Below are 6478 nucleotides of genomic sequence, written 5' to 3'. Positions count from 1 at the left end.
TTTCGATCAGGAAAGCGGGCTGCACTACAACCGCCATCGCTACTACAATCCAGATGTTGGTCGTTACCTGACGCCGGATCCGGTGAAGTTGGCGGGTGGGGTCAATGGGTACCAGTACGTGCCCAATCCTACGGGATGGGTGGATCCGCTAGGTTTGAGTAGATGTCCTGGGGAGGACGGATGCAAACCGCAAGCAGAAGTTGAAGATCCAGCAGATGCAGCTAAGGTAAATACAGGCGAACCAAACCAGCCAATTGTAACAACCCGTCCAACAGAGTTTGCCAACAAGCAAAAACTAAACGAGCACTACGAAAAGCATGGGCCAGAATTCGGAGTAGAGACCCCCAATGAATATTTAGTCACGGCACGACATGTCGTGAACGAAGGCATTCCTGTCAATTACCTCTACAAAAGCAAATCGACAACAGGATATGTTTTACTCATGGGAACGAATAGAACGGGCCAAGCGAAATTTGCATTCGCGGGTACGAATGCAGATGGCAACATAACCACCTTACATACCAAAAGTGGGAAAGACTTCTGGAGGATGATAAATGGCGACGCCACTAACAAAACCATCAGACCTTACAACCAATAATTATAAAAAAGCAAAGGTCGTAGCGCTCAACGAACATATAGAAGAAGACGTGACCCTGAACATCGACGGAACGACTATAAACTGCTTCGCCAGCTATTGCCCCTATGATCTTGAAGTGGGTAAAACATATGATGTAGAACTTACATTAAATCTTTCCGAAAACTACGAAATTGAACGGACTGGCAAAACTAAAACGTTGATAAAACATACAAATCGCGGTTATTCCTACGTCCTCTACGGAGACCTGCGCAATGAAATCTTAATGACCTTCACATCTCTTAATGTCGAGGGCATACAATATGACCACCCCGAATGCAACGACCACTTTATCAAACTAAAAGTCGAAAGAATCGACGCCTGTTTTCACTGAAATGCGAAATAGCTCGCGCAATCGGCTCACCAAATGAGCCGAATAACCCCCTCTATTCGGCTCACCCCACCCAGGCATTCCTCCATGGATCACCCACGCTGAACCTTGCAACACGCCACCTGGCCGACCTACTGGAAAAAAACTGCCTGACACGCCTCCCCGGAGGCGGCCGCAGCACGCGTTATCGGATCAATCCCACCCACGAGTAGCCCCCTACTCATTTGCCCCCATCCCCCATGTCTGCTAGTGTCGCGCCGGTTTACCGTCTACCGGAATTGCCGCCATGGCCCGCAAAAAAGTTGCACTGGATTTCGAACAATCCCTCGCCGACCTGCAAACCCTGGTCGAGCGGCTGGAGAACGGCGAGTTGTCGCTGGAGGACTCGTTGACGGCGTTTGAGCAGGGCATCGGCCTGACCCGCGACTGCCAGAGCGCGTTGGCGCAGGCGGAGCAGAAGGTCCAGGTGTTGCTGGAGCGTGATGGGGAGTTGGCCGAAGAACCTTTCGATGCGGAACAGCCGGAATGATCGACGCGTACCAGGCCAGTAGCCAAGCCCGGGTGAATGCGGCGCTGGAGCCCTTGTTTATAGCGCCAGGCCCGGAAATGACGCGCCTCTATGAAGCCATGCGCTACAGCGTGATGAATGGCGGCAAGCGTGTGCGGCCGTTGCTGGCCTATGCGGCGTGTGAAGCCCTGGGTGCACCAGTAGAAGAAGCCAATGGTGCCGCCTGCGCGGTGGAGCTTATCCACGCCTATTCCCTGGTACATGACGATTTGCCGGCTATGGACGACGACGATTTGCGTCGCGGCCAGCCCACCACCCATAAAGCTTTTGATGAAGCCTATGCGATCCTGGCCGGTGATGGTTTACAGAGCCTGGCGTTCAGCGCATTGCTGGACCCGCGCCTGAGCAGCGTCAACGCCGAGATCCGCCTGCGCATGGTAACCGCCCTGGCCCACGCCGCAGGCCCAGCCGGTATGGTCGGCGGGCAAGCCATCGATATGGGCTCGGTCAGTCTCAAGCTGGATCAAGAAGCCCTCGAACACATGCATCGCCACAAGACCGGCGCGCTGATCGAAGCCGCTGTGCACCTGGGCGCCTTGGCCAGTGGCCGTGCCCAAGCCGCACAGTTGGCGGCCCTGCAAACCTATTCCCGGGCCATCGGCCTGGCGTTCCAGGTACAGGACGACATTCTCGACGTAGAAAGTGACACGGCTACCCTGGGCAAACGCCAAGGCGCCGATATCGCACGGGACAAGCCGACATACCCTGCATTGCTTGGGCTGCAAGCCGCCAAGGCATATGCCATTGAATTGCGTGACCAGGCCCTGGATGCCCTGCGACCTTTCGACGCGGCGGCCGAGCCCCTGCGGGACCTGGCGCGGTATATCGTCGAGCGCCGCCACTGACAACCCCGGCCATTTGCGCCGCATATCGGCCAAGTTCGGCGCTCTGCGTGGGCAGTTTGCACGGCTTGAGGTAAACTGCCGCCTCTTCTATACCTATAACGATTCGCCTGATGCCCACGACGTTTCAAGAGATTCCCCGCAAACGCCCGTCCACGCCCTTGCTCGACCGCGCTGCCACGCCGGACGGCCTGCGTCGACTGGGTGAAGCCGAGCTGGAAACCCTGGCCGATGAGTTGCGCCTGGAATTGCTCTACACGGTCGGCCAGACCGGTGGGCATTTCGGCGCCGGGCTGGGCGTGATCGAGCTGACCATCGCCCTGCATTACGTGTTCGACACCCCGGATGACCGGCTGGTGTGGGACGTGGGCCATCAGGCGTATCCACACAAGATCCTCACCGGCCGTCGCGAGCGCATGGGCAGCCTGCGCCAGAAGGATGGCCTGGCCGCCTTCCCGCGCCGTTCGGAGAGCGAATACGACACCTTTGGCGTCGGCCACTCCAGCACCTCCATCAGTGCAGCGCTGGGCATGGCGATTGCCGCCCGTCTGCAAGGTAGCGAGCGCAAGGCCATTGCCGTGATCGGCGATGGCGCGCTGACCGCCGGCATGGCCTTCGAAGCGTTGAACCACGCGCCGGAAGTGGACGCCAACATGTTGGTGATCCTCAACGACAACGACATGTCGATCTCGCGTAACGTCGGGGGCCTGTCCAATTATCTGGCGAAGATTCTTTCCAGCCGCACCTACGCCAGCATGCGCGAAGGCAGCAAAAAAGTGCTCTCGCGCCTGCCTGGCGCGTGGGAAATCGCCCGTCGCACCGAAGAATACGCCAAGGGCATGCTGGTGCCCGGCACCCTGTTCGAAGAGCTGGGCTGGAACTACATCGGCCCTATCGACGGCCACGACCTGCCGACCCTGATCGCCACCTTGCGTAACATGCGTGACCTCAAGGGCCCGCAGTTCCTGCATATCGTCACCAAGAAAGGCAAAGGCTTCGCCCCGGCGGAAGTCGACCCGATTGGCTACCACGCGATCACCAAGCTTGAGCCCCTGGACGCCCCCGCCGCTGCGCCTAAAAAAGCCAGCGGGCCGAAGTATTCCGGTGTGTTCGGCGAATGGCTGTGCGACATGGCCGCCGCCGACCCGCGCCTGGTGGGCATTACCCCGGCAATGAAGGAAGGCTCCGACCTGGTGGCGTTCAGCGAGCGTTTCCCGCTGCGTTACTTCGACGTGGCGATTGCCGAGCAGCACGCCGTCACCTTCGCTGCCGGCATGGCCTGCGAAGGCGCCAAGCCGGTGGTGGCGATCTACTCCACCTTCCTGCAGCGCGGTTATGACCAGCTTGTTCACGATGTGGCGGTACAGAACCTCGATGTGCTGTTCGCCATCGACCGCGCCGGCCTGGTGGGCGAAGACGGCCCGACCCACGCCGGTAGTTTCGACCTGTCCTACCTGCGCTGCATCCCTGGCATGCTGGTGATGACGCCGAGCGACGAGAACGAACTGCGCAAGATGCTCAGCACCGGCCACCTGTACAACGGCCCAGCCGCCGTACGTTACCCGCGGGGCAATGGCCCGAACGCGGTGATCGACAAAAACCTGGAACCGATTGAGATCGGTAAAGGCATCGTGCGTCGCCAAGGCGGCAAAATCGCATTCCTGGTATTTGGCGTGCAACTGGCCGAAGCGCTGAAAGTCGCCGAGAAGATCGACGCCACTGTGGTCGACATGCGTTTCGTCAAACCGCTGGATGAAGCCCTGGTGCGCGAGATCGCCGCCAGCCATGAGCTGCTGGTGACGGTGGAAGAGAACGCGATCATGGGCGGCGCCGGTGCGGCGGTCAGCGAATTCCTGGCGCGGGAGAACACCCTCAAGTCGGTGCTGCACCTGGGCCTGCCGGATTTGTACGTCGAGCATGCCAAGCCGGCACAGATGCTGGCTGAGTGCGGGCTGGATGAGGCCGGCATCGAAGCCTCGGTGCGCGAGCGCATGGCGCTGCTGGGCCTGTAGAAACCGGGACTAAAATGTGGGTGGGGGCTTGCTCCCGATGAGGGAGTGTCAGCAAGCACATCTGCAACTGACGCGCCGCCATCGGGGCAAGCCCCCTCCCACATTTGATTTATGCCACCTTTGAACGCTATGGACAGCCCATGAAACGCCTGTGCCTTGCCCTACTGCTACCCGCCGCCAACCTGCTCGCCGACACCCGCGACGAGGCCTTGAAGCTTTCCGACGTGGTCATCAGTGCCAACCGCCAAGTGCAGGCGCGCAACGACAGCAGCGCTGCCAACACTGTATTCACCCGTGCCGACATCGACCGTCTGCAGCCCACCAGCGTCACCGACCTGCTCAGCCGCGTGCCGGGTGTGCAGGTTGCGCCGACCGGTGGACGTGGCAGTTTGCCGGGGATCTTCATTCGCGGCACCAAGACGGCTCAAAGCTTGGTGCTGGTGGACGGCCAACGCATTGCCAACGCCACATCGGGTGACAGCGGGCTACAGTTCTTGAGTGTGGATCAGATTGAGCGGGTGGAAGTACTGCGCGGCTCACGCTCGGTGATCTACGGCAGCGATGCGATCGGCGGGGTCATCCAGATTTTCACGCGACGTAACGCCGAAGCCGGCATCTATCCACGCCTACACCTGGGTTTTGGGAGCCATCAGACTTGGGAGCGCAGCCTTGGCTTGTCGGGCGGTGATGGGCGCACGCGCTTCAACCTCGGCGCCAGCCTGGATGAAACCCAGGGCATCGACTGGACCCGCGAATCCTTCGCAAGCGACGCTGATCACGACGCCTATCGCAACAAATCCATCAGCCTCAACCTCAGCCACTCGCTGGGTGATGATGTAGAAGTGGGACTCAACCTGCTGGATGGGCGAGGCAAGGCTGAATATGACAACCCCTTCGGCCGCAGCATCAGTTTGACTGAGGCCGTAGGTATGAATCCCTACACCCACTACACCGTGAGCAGCGCCAGCAGTTACGTCGATGCCAAGCTCAACGATGCCTGGCAAACCCGCGTGGAACTGGGCCACAGCGAGAACCGCGACGAAAAGCGCGACCGCTTGAGCGATTACAACAGTGCCTTCAATACCTATCGCGATTCGGTTAACTGGCAAAACGACTTGAGCCTGACTGAGCGTAACAGTTTGATCCTGGGCGGGGACTGGTATGAAGACCGCGTCCACACCAGTGAAAACTTGAAAGCTGATAGCCGCTGGAACCGTGCCGTATTTATCCAGCATCGATTCAAGGCTGAGGCGTTTTCCACTGAGTTGGGCCTGCGCCACGACACCAACCAGCAATTCGGTAGCCAAAACACTTGGAGCGGTACCCTCACCCTGCCGCTCAACCCGAATAACGATCTGTTACTGTCCTACAGCGAAGGTTTCCGCGCGCCGAGCTTCAATGACCTGTATTACCCATTCAGCAGCAACCCTAACCTCAAGCCCGAACACTCGAAAAGCTATGAGTTGCAATGGCGCAGCCAACTGACTGACACAACGCGCCTGGAGGCCTCGCTGTATCGCACCGACCTCAAGGACGCCATCATTGCCCAGCAGATAGATTTCTATATCCCGCGCAATGTAGCGTCGGCCCGGATCAATGGGTTTGAGGCCGCGCTCAAGCAGGAGTTGTTTGGCTGGCAAGGCGCCCTCGGGCTGTCGGTCATCGACCCTCGCGATCGGAACAGCGGCCACACTCTGGAACGTCGCGCACGCCGTACCTTGAGCCTGGATCTGGATCGTCAGTTTGACCGTTTGGGCGTGGGAGCCAGTTGGCAAGCCGTCAGCAGCAGCTATGACGATGCAGAGAACACCAAGCGCCTGTCGGGCTATGGCTTGCTGGGGCTGCGCAGCAGTTGGGCATTGACGCGGGACGTGTTGTTATCGGTCAAGGTCGATAACGTGCTGGACAAGACTTATGCGCGGGCGAGGTACAGCTATGACGAGCCCAATTATGAGAACAATCATGACTATCGCGAAGAAGGCCGGGCGTGGATGTTTGGGGTGACGTGGACACCTGAGATCTGAACCGACGTCATCGCAGGCAAGCCCCACATTTGAAAGGCATTCCCCTGTGGCTTGCCTGTGATAGCGG

At 59.1% G+C, this 6478-nt stretch carries 6 protein-coding genes and 1 pseudogene; all 7 read left to right on the top strand.

Annotation, left to right across the window (positions count from 1 at the left end):
* On the top strand, positions 1–598 hold a 598-nt coding region (locus tag KVH01_RS28380; protein ID WP_318836590.1), incomplete at its 5' end, for an RHS repeat-associated core domain-containing protein.
* A complete protein-coding gene (locus tag KVH01_RS28375) occupies positions 555–968 on the top strand; it encodes a hypothetical protein (protein WP_217883695.1) in 414 nt (137 codons plus the stop codon). The genes KVH01_RS28380 and KVH01_RS28375, both read left to right, overlap by 44 nt.
* A gap of 107 nt (positions 969–1075) precedes the next feature.
* Positions 1076–1177 (top strand): annotated as a pseudogene (locus KVH01_RS30865) (hypothetical protein); the annotation flags it as partial.
* Positions 1178–1251: 74 nt separating this feature from the next.
* A complete protein-coding gene (locus tag KVH01_RS28370) occupies positions 1252–1494 on the top strand; it encodes an exodeoxyribonuclease VII small subunit (RefSeq protein ID WP_003176346.1) in 243 nt (80 codons plus the stop codon).
* Positions 1491–2378, top strand: a complete 888-nt coding sequence (gene ispA / locus KVH01_RS28365; RefSeq protein ID WP_217883694.1) for a (2E,6E)-farnesyl diphosphate synthase — start codon at positions 1491–1493, stop codon at positions 2376–2378. Before KVH01_RS28370 ends, ispA begins: the two co-directional genes overlap by 4 nt.
* 110 nt (positions 2379–2488) lie before the next feature.
* Complete coding sequence (gene dxs, locus KVH01_RS28360; protein WP_217883693.1) at positions 2489–4387, top strand: 1-deoxy-D-xylulose-5-phosphate synthase; 1899 nt, start codon at positions 2489–2491, stop codon at positions 4385–4387.
* 140 nt (positions 4388–4527) lie between these two features.
* Positions 4528–6411 carry a TonB-dependent receptor domain-containing protein gene (locus tag KVH01_RS28355; protein WP_217883692.1) on the top strand — a complete coding sequence of 628 codons (1884 nt, stop codon included), beginning with the start codon at positions 4528–4530 and terminating at the stop codon, positions 6409–6411.
* Positions 6412–6478: the final 67 nt, after the last annotated feature.

It is taken from the genome of Pseudomonas khavaziana (assembly GCF_019145205.1).
Taxonomy (GTDB): Bacteria; Pseudomonadota; Gammaproteobacteria; order Pseudomonadales; family Pseudomonadaceae; genus Aquipseudomonas; species Aquipseudomonas khavaziana.
The sequence above is the reverse complement of the archived record's forward strand: the minus strand, read 5'-3'. Positions and strand labels throughout refer to the sequence as shown.